13 protein-coding genes are annotated in these 18,138 nt (G+C 69.3%); 6 read left to right on the forward strand and 7 right to left on the reverse strand.

What is annotated here, in order from left to right:
• The first annotated feature begins 327 nt into the window (after nt 1–327).
• Nucleotides 328–4,011, forward strand: coding sequence for a methionine synthase (metH, locus tag ASG88_RS06770; RefSeq protein WP_157559599.1), 3,684 nt, complete (start codon nt 328–330; stop codon nt 4,009–4,011).
• On the opposite strand, the gene ASG88_RS06775 is transcribed toward metH, so the two are convergent.
• A complete protein-coding gene (locus ASG88_RS06775) occupies nt 3,993–4,688 on the reverse strand; it encodes a histidine phosphatase family protein (protein ID WP_056886669.1) in 696 nt (231 codons plus the stop codon). The genes metH and ASG88_RS06775 overlap by 19 nt on opposite strands.
• 133 nt (nt 4,689–4,821) lie before the next feature.
• On the opposite strand from ASG88_RS06775, the gene ASG88_RS06780 reads away from it, so the two are divergent.
• From ASG88_RS06780 to ASG88_RS22970, 4 genes are all read left to right on the forward strand, one after another.
• Nucleotides 4,822–5,157: a three-helix bundle dimerization domain-containing protein gene (locus ASG88_RS06780; protein ID WP_056886670.1), complete on the forward strand. Its 336-nt coding sequence runs from the start codon at nt 4,822–4,824 to the stop codon at nt 5,155–5,157.
• Between the two features lie 27 nt (nt 5,158–5,184).
• Nucleotides 5,185–5,991: a hypothetical protein gene (locus ASG88_RS06785; protein ID WP_056886671.1), complete on the forward strand. Its 807-nt coding sequence runs from the start codon at nt 5,185–5,187 to the stop codon at nt 5,989–5,991.
• A 16-nt stretch (nt 5,992–6,007) separates the two neighbouring features.
• Nucleotides 6,008–7,822: a SulP family inorganic anion transporter gene (locus ASG88_RS06790; protein ID WP_082600055.1), complete on the forward strand. Its 1,815-nt coding sequence runs from the start codon at nt 6,008–6,010 to the stop codon at nt 7,820–7,822.
• Between the two features lie 893 nt (nt 7,823–8,715).
• On the forward strand, nt 8,716–8,997 hold the full coding sequence (locus tag ASG88_RS22970) for a hypothetical protein (RefSeq protein ID WP_157559595.1): 282 nt from the start codon (nt 8,716–8,718) through the stop codon (nt 8,995–8,997).
• Nucleotides 8,998–9,276: 279 nt separating this feature from the next.
• Here ASG88_RS22970 and ASG88_RS06795 read toward each other — a convergent pair whose 3' ends face one another.
• From ASG88_RS06795 to ASG88_RS06820, 6 genes are all read right to left on the reverse strand, one after another.
• Nucleotides 9,277–10,344: an NAD-dependent epimerase/dehydratase family protein gene (locus ASG88_RS06795; RefSeq protein WP_056886672.1), complete on the reverse strand. Its 1,068-nt coding sequence runs from the start codon at nt 10,342–10,344 to the stop codon at nt 9,277–9,279.
• Between the two features lie 825 nt (nt 10,345–11,169).
• Nucleotides 11,170–11,901 carry a TetR/AcrR family transcriptional regulator gene (locus ASG88_RS06800; protein ID WP_056886673.1) on the reverse strand — a complete coding sequence of 244 codons (732 nt, stop codon included), beginning with the start codon at nt 11,899–11,901 and terminating at the stop codon, nt 11,170–11,172.
• Nucleotides 11,902–12,201: 300 nt separating this feature from the next.
• The gene (locus ASG88_RS06805) at nt 12,202–12,804 is read right to left on the reverse strand and encodes a hypothetical protein (RefSeq protein ID WP_082600057.1); all 603 of its coding nucleotides are present in this window, start codon (nt 12,802–12,804) and stop codon (nt 12,202–12,204) included.
• 34 nt (nt 12,805–12,838) lie between these two features.
• On the reverse strand, nt 12,839–13,642 hold the full coding sequence (locus tag ASG88_RS06810; RefSeq protein WP_056886675.1) for a DUF2382 domain-containing protein: 804 nt from the start codon (nt 13,640–13,642) through the stop codon (nt 12,839–12,841).
• A gap of 84 nt (nt 13,643–13,726) precedes the next feature.
• Nucleotides 13,727–14,551 (reverse strand): mechanosensitive ion channel family protein, encoded by an 825-nt coding sequence (locus ASG88_RS06815; protein ID WP_056886676.1) that lies wholly within the window; start codon nt 14,549–14,551, stop codon nt 13,727–13,729.
• Nucleotides 14,552–15,408: 857 nt separating this feature from the next.
• Nucleotides 15,409–16,041 (reverse strand): response regulator transcription factor, encoded by a 633-nt coding sequence (locus tag ASG88_RS06820; RefSeq protein WP_056886677.1) that lies wholly within the window; start codon nt 16,039–16,041, stop codon nt 15,409–15,411.
• Between the two features lie 1,603 nt (nt 16,042–17,644).
• On the opposite strand from ASG88_RS06820, the gene ASG88_RS06825 reads away from it, so the two are divergent.
• A partial coding sequence (locus tag ASG88_RS06825) for a GAF domain-containing protein (protein WP_056886678.1) occupies nt 17,645–18,138 on the forward strand: 494 nt, incomplete at its 3' end.

Raw genomic sequence — 18,138 nt, forward strand, 5'->3', positions numbered from 1 at the left:
CGCACAAGGTCCCCGGCCCCCTGGCCCGAACACCCCACGCCGCGACGCTAGGCGTCCCGGGCGGCGCGGGGATCCCCCGACCGGTCGGCGCTCGACCCCCACGCGGGCCATGCCCGGCACCCGGACGGCACCCCCGAGCCCGGCTCCGGGGCGGCGCCCGGGATTTCGGGGGCACCGCCGGGCGGTGTCACGATCTGGGAATGGTGTCCACGCAGTGGAACGCCGAACCTAGGCTGGCAATCCCAGCCGAGAGGAGCCGAGAGCCCTGTGAGTCCCGAGTCCGTGAGCCAGCACCGCCCCGATGCCACCGAGGAGCTCGCCGCCACCATGCGGGAGCGGATCCTGGTCATCGACGGCGCCATGGGCACGGCCATCCAGCGGGACCGCCCGGACGAGGCGGGCTACCGGGGCGAGCGCTTCGCGGACTGGGAGAGCGACCTGGTCGGCAACAACGACCTGCTGACGCTGACCCAGCCGCACATCATCGAGGAGATCCACCGCGAGTACCTCGAGGCCGGCGCGGACATCATCGAGACCAACACGTTCAACGCCAACTCGATCTCGCTCTCCGACTACGGGTTGGAGGAGCTGGCCTACGAGATCAACCTCGAGGCCGCCCGCCTCGCCCGCACCGTCTGCGACGAGGTGAGCGCCCGGACGCCCGAGCGTCCGCGCTACGTCGCCGGCGCGCTGGGGCCCACGACCCGCACGGCGTCGATCTCGCCCGACGTCAACGACCCGGGCGCCCGCAACGTCTCCTACGACGAGCTGGTCGCGGCGTACTCCGAGGCGACCCGCGGCCTGCTTGACGGGGGCGCCGACCTCGTCATCATCGAGACGATCTTCGACACCCTCAACGCCAAGGCGGCCATCTCGGCGGTCGACCAGGTCTTCACCGACCTCGGCCGTCGCTGGCCGATCGTCATCAGCGGCACCATCACCGACGCGTCCGGTCGCACCCTGTCCGGCCAGACGACCGAGGCGTTCTGGAACTCCGTGCGCCACGCGCGCCCGCTGCTCGTCGGGCTCAACTGCGCCCTCGGCGCACGGGAGATGCGTCCGTACGTCGCCGAGCTGTCGCGCATCGCCGACGTCTTCGTGTCGGCGTACCCCAACGCCGGCCTGCCCAACGCCTTCGGTGAGTACGACGAGGCGGCCGAGGAGACCGCGGCCATCGTGTCGGAGTTCGCCGAGAGCGGCCTCGTCAACCTCGTCGGCGGCTGCTGCGGCACCACGCCCGCCCACATCCGCGCCATCGCGGACGCCGTCGCGGACAAGGCCCCGCGGGTCCCGGTCGAGGTCGCCCCCGCCATGCGGCTGTCGGGCCTCGAGCCGTTCACGATCAACGCCGAGAGCCTCTTCGTCAACGTCGGCGAGCGCACCAACATCACCGGCTCCGCGCGCTTCCGCACGCTCATCAAGGACGGCGACTACGACGCCGCCCTGTCGGTGGCCGCGCAGCAGGTGGAGAACGGCGCCCAGGTCATCGACGTCAACATGGACGAGGGGATGATCGACGGGGTCGCGGCCATGGACCGCTTCCTCAAGCTGATTGCCTCCGAGCCCGACATCAGCCGGGTGCCGGTGATGGTCGACTCCTCCAAGTGGGAGGTGATCGAGGCCGGCCTCAAGTGCGTCCAGGGCAAGGCGATCGTCAACTCCATCTCCATGAAGGAGGGGGAGGACACGTTCCGCGAGCAGGCACGCCTGTGCCGCCAGTACGGCGCGGCCGCGGTCGTGATGGCCTTCGACGAGGACGGCCAGGCCGACAACCTCGAGCGCCGCAAGCAGATCTGCGAGCGGGCCTACCGGATCCTCGTCGACGAGGTCGACTTCCCGCCCGAGGACATCATCTTCGACCCCAACGTCTTCGCCGTGGCGACCGGCATCGAGGAGCACGCGTCGTACGGCCTCGACTTCATCGAGGCGACCCGCTGGATCAAGCAGAACCTCCCCGGCGCCAAGGTCAGCGGCGGCATCTCCAACGTCTCGTTCTCGTTCCGCGGCAACAACCCGGTGCGCGAGGCCATCCACGCCGTCTTCCTCTTCCACGCCATCGAGGCGGGCCTCGACATGGGCATCGTCAACGCCGGCGCCCTGACCGTCTACGACGAGGTGGACCCGGCCCTGCGGGAGCGGATCGAGGACGTGGTCCTCAACCGCCGCCCCGACGCCGCCGAGCGGTTGCTCGAGATCGCCGAGGAGCACAACCGGGCCGGTCAGGCGGCCGAGGTCACCGAGGAGGAGTGGCGCGCCCTGCCGATCGGGGAGCGCATCACGCACGCCCTGGTGAAGGGCATCGACGCCCACGTCGAGTCGGACACCGAGATCCTGCGCGCCGAGATCGCCGAGCGCGGCGGCCGCCCGATCGAGGTGATCGAGGGACCGCTGATGGACGGCATGAACGTCGTCGGCGACCTGTTCGGCGCCGGCAAGATGTTCCTCCCGCAGGTGGTCAAGAGCGCCCGGGTGATGAAGAAGGCGGTCGCCTACCTGATCCCCTTCATCGAGCAGGAGAAGCTCGACAACCCGGAGTACGCCACCGCGAAGGACACCAACGGCACGATCGTGATGGCCACCGTCAAGGGCGACGTCCACGACATCGGCAAGAACATCGTCGGCGTGGTCCTCCAGTGCAACAACTACGAGGTCATCGACCTCGGGGTGATGGTGCCGGCGCAGAAGATCCTCGACACCGCCGCCGAGGTGGGCGCCGACATCATCGGCCTGTCCGGGCTGATCACCCCGTCGCTCGACGAGATGGTCAACTTCGCGACCGAGATGCAGCGCCAGGGCCTCGACATCCCGCTCATGATCGGCGGCGCGACGACCTCGCGCGCCCACACGGCGGTCAAGGTGGACCCGAAGTACGACGGCCCCGTCGTCTGGGTCAAGGACGCCTCGCGCTCGGTGCCGACGGCTGCCGCGCTGCTGGACTCCAAGCAGCGCACCCGGCTGCTCGCCGACGTCAAGGCCGACTACGACTCCCTGCGCGTCCGGCACTCGGCCAAGCACGACCGCCCGATGCTCACCCTCGAGGGCGCGCGCGCCAACGCGACGCCGATCGACTGGAGCGACTACCGGCCGCCGGCGCCCGCGCAGGGCGGCGTGCACGTGCTCGACGACTACGACCTCGGCGAGCTGCGCGACTACATCGACTGGCAGCCGTTCTTCAACGCCTGGGAGATGAAGGGCAAGTTCCCCGACATCCTCAACAACCCGACCACCGCCGAGGTGGCCCGCAAGCTGTACGACGACGCGCAGGACATGCTCGACCGGGTCGTCGAGGAGGGCTGGCTCACCGCCCGTGGGGTCTACGGCTTCTTCCCGGCCAACGGGCTGGGCGACGACGTGGAGGTCTACACCGACGACACCCGTTCCGAGGTGCTGACCACGCTCCGCCACCTGCGCCAGCAGGGCGAGCACCGCTCCGGGGTCCCCAACCGGGCGCTCAGCGACTTCGTGGCCCCCCGGGAGACCGGGCTCGCCGACCACGTGGGCGGCTTCGCCGTCACGGCCGGGCACGGCATCCGGGAGCGGATCGAGAAGTTCAAGGCCGAGCACGACGACTACTCGGCGATCCTGCTCGAGTCGCTCGCCGACCGGCTGGCCGAGGCCTTCGCCGAACGCCTCCACCAGCGGGTGCGCACCGAGTTCTGGGGTCACGCGAGCGACGAGACCCTGGCCAACGAGGACCTCATCGCCGAGCGCTACAGCGGGATCCGTCCCGCGCCGGGCTATCCCGCGTGCCCCGACCACACCGAGAAGCTCACCCTGTGGGAGCTCCTCGACGTGGAGGCCCGCACGGGCATCGAGCTCACCGAGTCGATGGCGATGTGGCCGGGTGCCGCGGTGTCGGGCTGGTACTTCTCCCACCCGCAGTCGCAGTACTTCGTCGTCGGTCGCCTCGGCCGCGACCAGGTCGCCGACTACGCCGAGCGCAAGGGCTGGAGCCTCACCGAGACGGAGCGCTGGCTGTCGCCCAACCTGGGCTACGACCCGGAGGACTGAGGGGAGTCCTCCGGCGCCTCGTCGGCTTCGAGGTCGCCCCCGGTCGGGTCCGGGGCGGCCAGGTCGTCGAGCCACGCACCGCCGATGGGCTCGCGGTGCCACGACGCGACCGTCCAGCCCTCGTGAGGGTTCCCGTCGAGGGTGATGCAGCCCGTGTTGTGCAGGCCCTCGTGGATCGGCGCATGGTCGCCGCGAGCCCGGTGGGTGACCCAGGTGCGGATGGCGGCACCGTGGCTCACGACCAGCGTGACGTCGCTGCCCTGGCCGCAGACGCGGGCGACCGCGGCGTCGTACCTCGCGAGGAACTCGTGCCCCGTCTCGCCGCCGGGCATCCGGCGGACGAGATCGCCCTCGAGCCACCCGCCGATGGTGCCGAGGTAGCCCTCGATCGCCGCGTGGTCGTTGCGCATCTCGAAGTCCCCGGCCGCGATCTCCCGGAGCCCGTCGTGCCGGACCGGCTCCAGGCCGAGCGAGGTGACGAGCGGCATCGCGGTCTGGCTCGTGCGCGTGGCCGTGGAGACCGCGACGAGGCCGATGCCGAGCGTGCCGAGGGCGCGGGCGGCTGCCTGCGCCTGACGGAGGCCGAGGTCGGTGAGCTCGTGGCCGGGGGCGGCGGTGTCCAGCGCGGCGGTCGTGTTGGCAGAGGTCTGACCATGGCGGAGGAGCAGCAGGCGCATGGGTCAAGGCTAGGTGAATCCGAACGACTCACCCGCTACGGATGATGCGGCGCCCGCGGGGAGTGCTCATCGTGGATGCACCAGCCAGTGGGCCAGGGGCCCGAGGACACTGAGAGCGGAAAGCGGGCCAGCCATGACGATCGAGGTCGACGACCCGGGTCCGCGCACCCCGGTCCGGCGAGGTGAGCTGGACGAGGGCCAGGCGATGGACTCGCTCGTGCTCGAGCTGCAGGCCGAGTTTCCCTCCCTCCCGGGCGACCAGGTGTCCGTGCTCGTGCAGTGCCTCTGGTCGCACTACGACAGCGCGCCGGTCCGGGACTTCGTGGTGCTCCTGGTCCGGAAGCAGGCGAAGGAGGAGCTGTCCGACCACCTTGGTCCTGCCGAGGAGGCGCCAGCGCGATCGCCCCTGCCGGCACCTCGCCGTTGGGGCTCGTGGCAGCACGCCCCCGCGGCCGACAACCCGGTCTGACGTCCCACCCGAGGAACGGAGCGCACGATGCCAGGCACCGCAGAGGAGCACCCGGCCCGACTCACCGATGCGCAGGTCGCCGAGGTGCTGGCGCTGGCCAGGGAGGCCGACAGCGTCGAGCTCAAGATGACGGTGCCCGACTCCCACCGACGCGCGGCTGCGGTGGCCCTGGGCGTGGACCCGCTCGACGCGCAGATACGTCAGGTCTACTTCTTCGACACCCCCGACCTCGCGCTCAACGCGGCCGGCGTGGTCGTCCGCGCCCGCCGGGTGCAGGGGCGGGGCGACGACTCGGTGGTCAAGCTGCGGCCCGTCGTCCCGGCCACCGTCCAGAAGCTGAGGAGCTCCGACAACCTGGTGGTCGAGGTCGACGCGATGCCGGGCGGCTTCGTGTGCTCGGCCTCCATGAAGGGCACCCTCGGCACCAAGGACGTGCAGGACGTCGCGGCGGGACGCAAGGGCATCCGTTCGCTCTACTCCAAGGAGCAGCGGCAGTTCTACCGGGCGCACGCACCCGAGGGCGTCGAGCTGGACGACCTGTCGATCCTCGGCCCCATCACGGTCTTCAAGCTCAAGCTCCATCCCCCCGAGCTGCGCATGCGCCTGATCGCGGAGCTCTGGTTCTATCCCGACGGGTCGCGGATCGTGGAGCTCTCGGCCAAGAGCCTTCCCGCCGAGGCCTTCCAGGCCGCCGCGGAGCTGAGGGCCTTCCTGGCCACCAAGGGCCTCGACCTGTCGGGGGAGCAGCAGACGAAGACGAAGACAGCGCTCGAGTTCTTCTCCTCCGAGCTCGCCGAGGAGCAGCGCGCGCAGCCGGCCCACGGGCCGGCGTGAGTCGGGTGGGTCGGCCATGACGGCGGAGGCCGCGCCCACCCGCTGGCGGGTCCTGCAGATCCTGCCGATCGTCGAGCAGCTGCGCGGCTACCAGTCGGCCTGGCTGCGGGGCGACCTCGTCGCCGGTGTCGTGGTGGCGGCCCTCATCATCCCCAAGAACCTCGGCTACGCCGAGATCGCGGGGGTGCCCCTCGAGAACGGCCTGTACGCCGCGGCTGCCGGGACGATCCTCTACGCGCTGTTCGGGAGCTGTCGCCAGATCTCCATGGGACCCAGCTCGGGGCTCGCGGCGGTCGCCGGCGGCGCGGTGCTGGCGACCGGGCTGACAGATCCCTCCGACATCGCCACCCTGGTCGCCGGGATCACGCTGACCAGCGGTCTGTTCTTCCTGGCGCTCGCCGTGTTCAAGATGGGGTGGCTGTCGCAGTTCCTCTCCCGGGCGGTCGTGACCGGGTTCCTCTTCGGTGCTGCCATCGACGTCGTGATCGGGGAGCTGCCCAAGCTGACGGGCACCGACAGCGAGGGCGACAATTCGTTCCAGGAGCTCTGGTCGTGGCTGTCCACGCTCGACCAGGCGCACGCCGCCACGGTGGTGGTCGGGGTCGTGGCGCTCGCCGTCGTCTTCGGCCTCCGGTGGGTCGCTCCCCAGGTCCCCGGCGCCCTGGTCCTGCTGGTGGGCGGCCTCGTCGCGGCGGCGGTGCTCGACCTCGCCGCGCGCGGCGTGGCCCTGGTCGGCGACATCCCCCGCGGGTTGCCGTCGTTCGACGTGCCCGACCCCGGGCTGCTGGTGGACCACGCGGGGACGGTCCTGGTGGCCGCCTTCGCGCTGGTGATGATCGGGTTCTCCCAGACCGCCGGGGACGCCCGGGCCATGGCCGCCAGGCATCGCTACCAGGTCGACATCGACCAGGAGTCGGTCGCCCAGTCGGCCGCCAACATCGGTGCCGGGCTGCTCAACGGGATGCCCGTCTCGACCAGCCTGTCCGCCAGCTCGCTCAACGACCGGTCGGGGGCGCGGACCGGCCTGGCGTCGCTCACCTCGGGCGTCACCGTCCTGCTGGCGCTCCTCGTGCTGGCTCCGCTCTTCTCGTCCCTGCCCAAGCCGGTCCTCGCCGCACTCATCGTCGAGGCCGTCGTCATGGGGATGATGGACGTGGGGGAGATGCGCCGGCTGCGCCGCGTGTCGAGGTCCGACTTCTGGGTGGCGACGGCGGCGATCCTCGGGACCCTCGTCTTCGGCATCCTCGCCGGAGTGGTCATCGGCATCGCGCTGTCGCTGTTGTGGCTCGTGTACGTCGCGACGCACCCACAGGTCTCGACGCTGGGACGTGAGCGCGGGACCCAGGTCTTCCGTCCCCTCGACCAGCACCCCGAGGACGAGACGCTGCCCGGGATCGTGGTGATGCGCATGGACGGCGGTGTCTTCTTCGCGACCGCGGACGCGATCGAGGACCGGATGCGCACCGTCATGCTGACCCCCGAGCTCCGCGGCGTGGTGCTGCACTTCGCCGGGGTCAACTTCGTGGACTCCCAAGGGGCCGCGACGGTGTCGGAGATCATCCGGATGGCGGAGGAGTCGGGGATCGAGCTCCGGCTGGCGGCGGTCCGGCCGGCCGTCCGCACCGTGCTCGAGCGGGACGGTGCCGTGGAGCGGCTCGGGTCCGACCGGATCCACGGCAACGTCCACCGGGCCGTGGCCGCCCTGTCGGCGTCGAGTGCGGCACCGGACGCACGGCCCGAAGGTCAGGGCCCTGCCGCCGCGTCGACCGTGGGTGCCACCCACTCACCGCGGCGCGTCCGCGCTGCGGGGCGTCGGTTCCGTCGGAGGTGAGTGTCGGCCTCCTCGGACGTCCGGCCCGGAGGCTCCGTGGCGGGCGTGTGGCCCTCGCCACGCGGAGCGCGTTCGGGCGTCCGGGGATGTGGGTCGGCCCCGGAGCCGCGGATACGCTCACTGATCGTGAGCGCACACCCGGCAGCAGTCCTGTGGGACATGGACGACCGAGGTGGTGCGCGGGACTACCCAATGACGCGTTAAAACGCATGTTACCGCAGGTCAGACGCCATACGAAGGACTTGTCTCGCCCCGGCGTGCGTCTGGCGTGTTTGACGATCCGAGCCGTCTGTCGCATGACTCGTCGCATGGGATGTCGCATGGGATCCGGGACGGCAATGCTCGGTACAGGAAAGTAGTCGGGTCAGACAGCCGGCTCGATACCGGTGCATAGGACGCTTGTTGGCGAACCGCAAGAGTCGCCTCACCGCCCGGACGACATCGGAGGCCAGAGGACGACGACGCCGGACGGGCATCGCCCCCTCACCATGGCGCTCACCATCGGGCTCACCACTTCCGTCGAATTGGAAGACTTTGTTCGCATGCCGTGGGCGCATCCCCGCGGCAGGCAACGTCGATGACGAGCGTGATCGCGTTCTCGATGCCTAGACCCCGGCTTGGTGCCCGCCCAGTTCGCCGCCTGTCGGCGCCGCGTCAAACCACCCGATCAGCCGATGTGCGCGCGAGCGAATCTTCGTGATGCAGCGTGCCGTCGGTGACGGCTTGAGGAGGCAGGCCACCCACGATCTCCTACGCGATCGTGGCAAGCGCAGGGGAGCGAGTTCCGACTAGTCCGATGTCCGATTAGTCCGATGTGGCGGTGATGTCCATAGGACGGAAAGGCCACTATGAAAAGTGACGCTCGGGGCATCCGATCAATAAGGAGCAATACCATGCATCACGCACTGCGACTCTCGCTTGCCGGAACTTGTTCGGTGTTCCTCATCGCTCTGGCAGCCTCCTCCGCGGCTCAGCCCGCCGGTGATGTCCCGCCGCATCGTCACTTCCTCGAGGTCGGAACCAAGCTCGTGCCGATCGGCCCTCAGGTCTGCGGAAATCTTCAGATGCAGCACGCTTTCAACCAGTTCCACGCGAACGTGCACGTGGGTACGCCCGGAACTTTCGCGATGGACCATGAGCACAACCGCACCGATGTGGTAGCCCGCGGCTGCTGACGCGGGCAGTTGCCGGCCACAGTACGAAGCACGATGGCAACCCAGCGCCTTGGGGCAAGTGGCCCGGGCTGGGTGAACGGAAGAGCGGGCTCCGTTTGGCCCGAGACCGATCGCTTGGGGCAATCCCAATGGGAGCATCTCCTCGCGTGGGCGCCTGGAACTAAGCGCATCTGCCGCGATGAGTGTGTCTATCCGCCGCCGACGCCGCACCCGGCAGGCTGAGGTCCACCAGCTGGCGCCGAGGCGAGGCGGGGCGCCGCTCGCGCAGTTCGCGGCAGATCAACTAGTGCGGCGCCGGCTGACGGGGCCGTCGCGTAGGAACTTCTTCACGCCGCCGGCCACCGTCCGGGGTCTGAGGACGGCCGAAGCGTCCGCCGCTCCGTCCTGCATCCCCTGCACCGTTTCGGCCAGGACCCAGCTCGCGCTCGTCGTAGGTGACCAGCCCAGCTCGGACTGTGCACGTGATGTGTCCATGAGAGGCACTGCGAAGGCCAGATCGATCCATCCGGCGTCCAGCGGCTGCAGCCGGGCGTGCCAGCTCGCGGAGACCGCGGCTCGCACGGCGGCTGCCGGCACGTGCACCAGCCGGGCGCCCAGCACCCCGGCGATGTCCTCGGCCGTGATGGCTGGCGCGGCCGCCAGGTTGAATGGCCCAGTAGCCAGTGACTCGAGCGCCAGCACGGTCGCCTCGGCGAGGTCGTCGGCGTGCACCATCGGGATTGCCAACCGGCGGTCCAGCGGCAGCACGGGGATGTGGGAGAGCAACGATCGAGGTACCAGGCTCGGCAGGCCGTAGCGCAGCAGGGCGCTGCCCGCGCTGCCCTGACCGACGATGCCGGGGCGCAGCCGCGTGACTACCGGACCCGACCCCTCGGCCTCCAAGTCATCGAGCAACCGCTCCGCCGCCGCTTTGTGCCGGCTGTACATCGAGGTGGTGACACCCCGTGTCGGCCAGGACTCGTCCACCGGGCTGTCGTCCTGCTTGGGCGAGTACGCCCCGACCGACGACATGTGCACGAGGTGCGGCACCCCGGCGGAGACGCCGGCTGCGATCACGCGGCGGGTGCCCCCGACGCCGAGCTCGGCGAGGTAGTCCTCGCGGTGGGTGGGCTGGAAGCCCCACGCGAGGTGCACCACCGCGTCACAGCCGACGAAGGCCGCGGCCAGGGCAGGCTCGTCCTGGTCTTCGGACAGGTCCACCGCGTGCCACTCGACCCCGGCAAACGGCTCGACCTCCGACGGTGTGCGCCGGACGACGCCAACGACGTCGTGGCCCCCGCGCTCGGCCAGCCTGCGCAGCAGCGCCGACCCCACGTTCCCGCTGGCCCCGGTGATGGCGATTCGCATGTGGTCTCCCTGGTCGTCGGAGAACGGCTTCCCTCACGCAAGTACCCGGCCCAGCGCTGCTGATGCGTTCCGGTTGATCCGGTCCCGGCCCTGTCCGGTTGGGATCGCACGGGCGGTACATCGGCGTCATCCGCCCGCGGGTGGGGTCACCGAGCGGGCCTGTGCGATGTCCCCAGTTGCTCCACCTGGTCGGGAGTGGCAACTGGTCGCGACCTGACCTGAGCGCCAGAGCGTCACCGGCCGAGCACGCTGGTAGGCGAGTCTCTGGCCTCCGGCCCGCCCGATGCCGGCATAGCTCCGGACTAGGTCCGGGTCGCGGGGTGCACGTCCCCTCCTCGCAGCCCGGGCGGTAAATCCGAGGGTTCCGGGGAGGGGACAGCAACAACCCGATGCGCCGTCGCACGGCATCTGCGCATGCCGGCAACCGAAGCGTCACGGGAGCTGCGTCACTTCACCGCTTTGGGGGCGCATGCACAACTTCCTGTCGCGTGCCGGGCCTGATGGAGGCTCTTGTTGCATGGAGGGAAGAAGGTCATGGCAGCACCGAGGAAGCATCCCGAGGTTCGGGAGCGAGCGATCCGGATGGCGGTCGATCTGCGGCGTGACCCGGCGACGGGGAGCGGCGCTCTCGCCGTGTCGGTGAGCAGCTGGGGATCAACCCCGAGACGCTGCGCAACTGGGCCTCAGGGCGCGTAGCCTGATGGTGCGGGGAATGCGATCGTGCCTCTGACGGATGGCAGCCGGCGGCCGCGGTCACATCGTTGCGGCGGGACGACGCGTCGCCGTCGGACCAGCACCGGCCCGGCCCGGCCGTTCGTGAACTGGTCACTGCTGTTGTTCCTGATGGACGAGGGTCATGCGGTTCAGGAGTTCCTCCAGCGCCTTCTCGAACTCCGCGCCGGACGTGTCTTCCGCGAGCTGGCGACGCAACCGGCTCACCATGGGGAAGTCCTCGAGACCGGGCTCCACCGACTCCTCCAAGACGTCGAGCGGACCGACGTCCGCGCCGAGCGTGGAGACCTCGAGCAGGAGGTGGCCCAGCAGGAAGCTGGTGAACGCGCGGTACGCCGCCACCGCCGCCTCGTCCGAGAAGCCCTCCGACTCCAGGCCGGCCAGGAACGCCTCCACCCACTCCAGGCTGCGCAGCGGCGGTCGCAACCACGGCGCCTCGGGCGGTCGGGACGCGACCAGCGGGAACGCCTTGGGGTGGGCCAGCGCCACGCGTCGTACGCCGTGGGCGAGGCGCTGGACGAAGTCCTGCCAGCCGTCGTCGGGACGGTCGGGCACCTCGTCATCGGCCTGCATGCCGGCGACCAGATGGTCCACGACGCCGTCGAGGAGTTCCTCCTTGCCGGCTACGTAGCGGTAGAGGGCCATCGCCTCGACGTGGAGCATCTCGCCGAGGCGTCGCATGGTCAGACCCGGCAGCCCCTGCTCGTCGATGGACGTGACTGCTGCGGCGATGATGAGATCACGATCCAGCGGGCGTCTGCGTGACGGCGCCGGGCGACCGGCGACCGAGGCCGCATCTGCGTCGAGGTTCTCGGACTGTGTCATCGCGTCTCCTCCTGCTCACCGTAGGTGGCGTACCAAGGGCGGTGGACGGTGTCCGCCCGTAGCCCGGCCGTAGGTGCGGCGAGTCCGGCGGATCGACTGATCAACCGGGGCGGAGCGCCGTGACGGGTCAGGGCCGCTCGGCCCAAGGGCCGGGCGCCCCCGGCATCCGGATCAGATGTCCGGTCGTCGTGGGCGACGAACAGGCGGGAACCTGTCCGCCGCCCACGCCGATGCCCGGCTCTCGGTGCCGGACGATGTTGTCGGCACCGAGAGCGGCAAGCACATCGTGCGGTGCCTGGGCTATCGGTCGAGACCGGTCTTGTCGACCTGCCGGTGGAAGCGCATCCCGGCAACCCCGCCCAGAACGGCGCCGACCAAGCTCACCATCAGTACCGTCACGAGTGCGACGATGCCGGCGGCGGTGACGTCCCCTTCCCCGACGGGGAGACGCGGGAAGCCGTTGAGCTGCTGGAGCACATTGAACTCGGCGCCCGCGACGGCAGTGAGGACGGCTACCACGATCGCGATCACGATCGCCCAGAGCCACACGGCCACGCCTTGCTTGGCGCCGTCGAAGCGGGCCATGCGCCCGGCTACGTACCCGCCGCAGTAATAGGCAACCAGGACGATGACCAGCAGCGCGACCAGCCCAACGATCCCGACGGTGTCGACCTGCGCGGTGGCCTGCTCGGCCGCCTCGCCCGCCGCGGTGTCGGTGGCGACACCGAACACGGCCCCTGCGGCCGCGGCGATAGCGGTGAGCAGCACCGCCATCCCGGTCGCCGTCAGCCACCCGAAGAAGGCCGAACCGACCTTGATGCCGCCGTGCTCCTCACGCTCACGGTCCACGACGTCGAAGCGGGACGGCACCCCGCGCCGGCGCGTCACCTGGTCGGCGTCCACGCGACTTGCTCCGCTGCTCGCCGCGGCGCGGTGCTCAGACATCTCGCGTCCCGTCGGTGCGCGTCCGGGTGGCGTCGTCGAACTCGATCTCCTCCTTGCGCACGGTCTCGTCGACCTGGTGCTGCTCGGTGACGGTGTCCTTGTCGAGGCGGACGCGCTCGACCGGGACCGTCTCCTTCTGCACGACGGGGCGCTCCTCGGAGAGGACCACCTCGTGCTCCTCCTCGGTGATGTCCCCGCCTGAGAGCGCCTCGTCACGGTTTGCGTCCGTGATGGGCTCGCGCTCGAGGCGCACCTCCTCGTGGCTGACCGGGACGGTCTGCGTGACGTTCTCGGTGACGACGTACTTGCGGAGCCGGACTCGGCCCGTCTCGCGAGTCTCGGTGCCGACCCGGACCTGCTCCTCTGAGCGGGTCATGGCCGAGTCGGTGTCGGGACCTGACGTGTCGTGTCCGGCCCCGTCGCGCGTCTCGGTGTACCCGGTGGCCGGGTCGCCGTACGAGGTGTCGTAGTCGGCGCCCTCCGTGCCGTAGTAGCGGTAGAGGGTCTCCTCCTCGTCCTCGCTGAGGTGACCATCGGCGTCGGAGATGCGCGGCGCGTCCTTGACCATGTCCTTGCTGTAGGGCACGCGGACGTCGTCGCCCGCCACCTCGGCGTCGCGCAGGGGGACGAACGACTCGCCTCCGCCGAACAGGCCGGTCTTCACCGTCACCCACTCCGGCCGACCGGATCGGTCGTCGAGGAAGACCTGGCCGATGCTGCCGATCTTGTCGCCGTTGTTGTCGACGACGTTGCCACCGCCAGTGAGGAGCTGCTGTGCCTGGTCGTTGCTGAGCATGTTGTTCTCCTTCGTCGGTCGTGCTTTATCGAGTGATACGTCTTGTCGTGCCTGCCGTTTGGGACGGCCTCGTGGAGGCTGTGTTCAGTACTGTCGGGTGTCGTCCTGGGCGTGGGTCCCGTAGCCGGGGTCGACGCTCGTGGCGCCGTACGCGGTCGTACCGCTGCCGTTGCTGGACGAGACCCGGTCCTTGGCCTGCTGAGCCTGCTCGCGGACGCTGGGCGCGTTGGCGGCCTCCTGCTTGATACGGGGGGCCTCCTGCTCGGCCTTGGTGAGGTAGCCCTCCCAGCGCTGCTGCATGGGGCGAATGAGCCCGCCGCCGACGCCGACGATGATCACGCCGGCCACGGTGGCCAGGATGGCGATGAGGACGGGCGTGGTGACCGTGGTGGCGACGCCGACCTGGTTGAGCGCGGCGACGACGCCGAGAAAGAGGATGAAGATCGACGCAGCGTTGGCGATGGTCTTTCCGTATGACAGGCCACCGAGGGTGCCCTCGATGAGGGTCTTCACGGCCGCGGCGATCGCCGAGGCGACCACGATGATGATGATGGCCACGACGAGGCTGGGCAGGAACGTGATGACGCGCTCGATCAGGTCGCTGATCGGGTTGGGGCCGAAGACGCCGAAGGCGAGCTGCAGCACGAAGAGCATGAGCGTGTAGTAGATGAGCTTGGCGACTACGTCGCTGGCGTCCATCTTCGAGTTGGCCAGCGCCTTCTTGACGCCGCCGCGCTCCACGGCCCGGTCGAAGCCGACCTTCTCCAGCAGCGCGCTCAATGCCTTTCCGATCGCCTTTGCGATGAAGAGACCGACGATCAAGATGATCAGGAACAACAACAGCTTCGGCACGAACTCGGTGATGACGCTGAGTCCGTCCCTGAGGCCGTCTCGCAGAGTGGTTTCCATGAGTTTCCTTTCGGTGACCCGGGACGCCCTGATTAGGTCCTGGGTGCGACTTGGAAGACCTGGTTCACACAGCAGCCATGAGGCGATGCGGTGACCCAGAGTGGAGGCTTACGTTGTAAACAGATCATGGGGAATTGGGCTCGACAACCCCGTTGCACCCCTAGGGGCGTCGCTTCTCCACCCCCATGGGCGGGGCCGTTGCGGCCGGTTCTAAGCGCGGTGACACCGGCAATTACGGCTCCGGGCGCGACACTTGCGTGGGGCGCACGTTCGACTGATGCGTCGCATGCAACCTGGGGTTCCGGCTGGCGATTGCCGGCGTCAGCGGCGTCGCGGGGCTGCGGTCGGAAGGCCGATTATCGGGTCAATGCCCTCCGGGGTACCCCACACCTGCCCCGGGTCGAACCGTCTGGGGCGCGCGGCGCTGCCGGACCTTCCTCGCATGCTAGGTCGCCGTCACGTAGTTCGCTGATCTGCCTCATCCCATCTCGGGGATGGGATGCGACTGAACGCAAGGTCGAGGTCGTCGATGCGCACGCGGATGACCCGTCCGCCACGAACGACCTCGTCCCGCTTCTTGCGGCTGGATTCGAAGCTCGCCGCTCTGACGACGATGACGGCTTTGGTAATCCTGCCTTGTCCACGACCTTCTTGCCCGCACGGACGGTGAACGTGGCGCGGACGGCCGATGCCGAACATGTGCTTGCCGGGGTAGTGCTGCGCGAAGCGGCTTCAATTGAAGTTCGCCCGCAGGAGTCGTCCTCACGCTGAGCCCACGATGCTAGGCCGGAGCTGTGCCCTCGGGTCTCGGCCAAGGAGGTGACTTCAGTTCGGGTTGCCCAGACTCTGGGTGCCCCTTAAGCCAATTCGGAAGTAGGTAGGGGCACGGCGTGATGCCCGCCACCGAGTCCGTGTGCCACCGCCCACAACACGGCCTGGGACCGGCTGTCGGCGTCGATCTTGCGGTAGCAGGACCTGATGTAGGACTTCACCGAGTTCACCGACAAGTTGATGTGCTCGGCTACCTCGAGGTTGGTCATCCCGGAGGCGATGAGGGAGAGCACCTGAGCCTCGCGCTCGGTGAGGCCCTGGTCCTGGCCGGCCCAGTCCGATGACAGGGCTGCGCCATGACGACCGGGCGCGACGATGACGCGTCCGGCGTTGATCGCTCGGAGCGCCTCCACCAAGGTCGCCGAGGGGAGTCCCTTGGACAGGTAGCCGGTGGCTCCTTGGCGGATCCATTCGCCGGCCGACCAGGGTTGGAAGTTCCAGGTGTAGATGACGACATGGGCGATGTGCGGGTCTGCCACGAGGCCCTGGAGCGTGCGGTCGCGTGGGCCCGAGACGAGCGGGTCGAAGAGGACGACGTCGACCGAGGGCCGGGCCGCCAGGTCGGTGACGAGGTCGAACTCGTCACGCGTCTTGAGCATGGCGGCGAGGCCGCGCATCACGAGTTCTTCGTCGTTCACGATCGCTACGCGGATGGTCATGGACGACACCTCTCGGGGGTGAGCCACATGCTGGCCCCACGGACGCCTCGTGGCTGAAGCGAAGAAAAGATACTGCGTCCGTAATGCGAACCCAAGAGGGGGGACGGCGGTCGTATCAGGCGCTGACACGTGGGCCGCGTCGGCGGACCCATCGCCATGGCTCCGCCGACGCGGCGAGGTGATACACGCTCTTGGCCAGGGTGCGGGTCGGGCTGTCGCCACCCACACTCGCCAACCTTCTTGCGCGTCCGGCCTGTACCGGGACAAGAGGACACGCGCAGCCCCAGAGGGCGCGCCAAGCGTAGCCGAGGGCAGGCCGGGGCGTGGTGTGATCTCGGCGACCCGAGTCACCGTGCGGACGCACAGTTCTCGAGAGGTGCCGCCGGCTGAACGCACCGAGAGGGGGCGGGTGCGCCGGCGCAGCAGCGCCTCGCCCGCAGGGGAGAGGGACGGCCGGGAAACGATACGTGGACGCGGCTCACACTTAAGATGACAGTGCAACCGCCCACGTAGGGGTCCGTGGGCGGTATGCGTGGCGCCCTACCGATTGCGACCAGGGGGAGGGGTGGACGTTGCGACGGGCGCGACGACTAGACGTTACGATTCGCGGTCCCAGGTCGGTAGGCCCAGCATCGGGTATCTAGCTGCACCGTCACGGTCCTCCTGACCCGTCGAGCCCCGCCCGCGACCGGCAACGCCCCGTGCTGTCAGGCAGCGAAGGACGGGACGTCGCTTCGATCGCACACTCTGATGACTCAAGGCACACACCTTCTGACGGGGCCTTGAGGCCCCCCTGTGTGTGCGCATGAGCCGGCACCGAAAGCCGCTGCCGGGGCATGCAAACCGGGCCGCGGCGTCGGAGCCCCATGGGGTGCGCGGGTGGGCTCCGACGCCGCGGTGGTTGTGCTCACGTTGCTGGCCGGGGTGCGGGTCGGGCCGAAGCCACCCGCGCTCGCTAGTCGTGATCCGCTGAGAGGGGGGTCGGGGCGGACTCCCTCCCAGGAGGCCATCCGGAGCCTAGGGTGAGGACGGATCGCTGTGGGTGCGAATGACCAACGACGCTCGAAATTAGGGGGTTGTCACCCGTCTCGGAGCCGCTCTCGCATCATGGGGTAGCCGGGGTGGCGTCTCAGTTGTCGGGCGCCGCCCAGGTGTACTGGGGTCATGTGGGCGGCGCCTTGTTCTTGTACGACGCAACGCGAGACCGGCCCGCCGCGGCACACACGGGGGAATGTTGACGCGACGGACCGGCGCGCCGATGTTAGACCCAGCACCACGGGAATCCCAGTCAGGGGCTTCGACGATGAACGAGCAGACGCGTGGCGGACTCCGCGCGCGAGCACTCGCACTCACCACAGGTCGGGTTGGTCCACCGGGCCGCTTGCTTGACCCGATGGACCTCGAGCGGCCCAGCCGAATGTGCTCCAAAAGCGCTCGTTCCCTGCTGTACCCAGCGCACACGAATTGACGCTCGCGGGTGCGCTGCTTGTAGGGGATACAGTGGTGGTACCGCGTGGCTCATCTTCGAGTCACCGTTGGTCTGCAGGGCTCGTTATGAGCGCCTCTCTGTGTGCCTCACCTCCAGCGCACCGGAGAGAGCCCCGTGCTCGCATCATCTGACTACGCCCAGTCCATCGCCGAAGCAGCGCGAACCCTGAACACACCTCGGACCCTCGACGACACCCTGCAGACCATTGTCGAAGTTGCCTGCAATTCGGTGCCTGGGTTCGAGCACGTCGGCATCGCGACGCTGGAGAAGAAGGGCCACATTGAGACGCGAGCCTTCATCGGTGACCTGGTCCTGCCCCTTGACACGGTGCAGTACGGCTTGCGSGAGGGCCCCTGTTCGGCAACCCTCCACGGCGAYGAGCCTGTGTCGGTGTCGAACCTGCAGCACGAACAGCGGTGGCCTCGCTACGTGGCGCAAGCGCGGGCTGCGGGCGTGCGGTCGCAGATGGCGGTCAAGCTGTACCTGGGCGAGGGCACGTTGGGCGGTATCAACTTCTACTCCACGAGCTCCGATGACGTGAGCGACGACGCTCAAGTCCTCGCTCGGCTGTTCGCCACCCATGCAGCCATTGCCCTGGGGCATGCCCA

Source organism: Nocardioides sp. Soil777 (assembly GCF_001428425.1).
GTDB classification, from domain to species: Bacteria; Actinomycetota; Actinomycetes; order Propionibacteriales; family Nocardioidaceae; genus Nocardioides; species Nocardioides terrigena.